The sequence below is a fragment of the Terrabacter terrae genome, from assembly GCF_039529575.1.
In the GTDB taxonomy this organism is placed as follows: domain Bacteria; phylum Actinomycetota; class Actinomycetes; order Actinomycetales; family Dermatophilaceae; genus Terrabacter; species Terrabacter terrae.
This window is the reverse complement of sequence record NZ_BAAANB010000167.1, coordinates 1-715: the sequence shown is the minus strand read 5'-3', so window position 1 is coordinate 715 and position 715 is coordinate 1. Positions and strand designations below refer to the sequence as shown.

Here is a 715-nt window from a genome sequence, read left to right as displayed (position 1 = left end):
GCGGGGCCCGCCGTCGGTTCGGCCGGTGGGCTCGAGGAGCCCGAGGAGCCCGAGACTGCGAGCCCGGACGGTGCGGACAGCGAGGACAGCGAGGACGGGGACGAAGCCGCGGAGGAAAGGGAGGGCTCGGACGCCGCCGAGCACGCCGAGGACGTGCGGGAGGGCGCCGGCCGTGAGTGACGAGGACTCCGGCACGGACCCGGAACCGGTCCCCGAGCCGAGCGACGAGGACACCCGGATCGCCGATGCTGCGGCGTCTGCGCTCGCCCGGGCGCGAGCGACTGCCGCCGACAAGGGGCTGCGCCCGGGGATGCGCCCCAAGAAGCGCCGTCGTCCCATCGGCCAGGCGCCCGTGCTCTCCGGCTCCTCGCGCGACGGGCGGGACCCGTCCCTCCTCGGTGACCAGCTCGACCGGCTGCTCATCGACCGCGGCTGGAAGGTCGACGTCGCCGTCGGCTCGGTCATGGGACGCTGGCCCGAGATCGTGGGCCCCGACATCGCCGGTCACGTTGAGCCGTTGACCTTCGTCGACGGCATCCTGACCGTCCGGGCCGACTCGACGGCGTGGGCGACCCAGATGCGCCTGCTCGCCTCGTCCCTGCTGGCCCGGATCGACGAGGAGATCGGGGCCGGAGCGGTCACCGAGCTCAAGGTCGTCGGACCCAGCGCACCGTCGTGGAACCGCGGCGCCAGGCGCTCCCCCGACTCCCGGGGG

At 74.8% G+C, this 715-nt stretch carries 2 protein-coding genes; both read left to right on the top strand.

Translation table 11 applies throughout. The features are described from left to right. The coding region (locus ABD194_RS20365) for a hypothetical protein (RefSeq protein ID WP_343994913.1) at nt 1-180 on the top strand (180 nt) is incomplete at its 5' end. Continuing rightward, nucleotides 173-715: DciA family protein (locus ABD194_RS20360; protein ID WP_343994911.1), on the top strand; the 543-nt coding region annotated here is incomplete at its 3' end. The genes ABD194_RS20365 and ABD194_RS20360, both read left to right, overlap by 8 nt.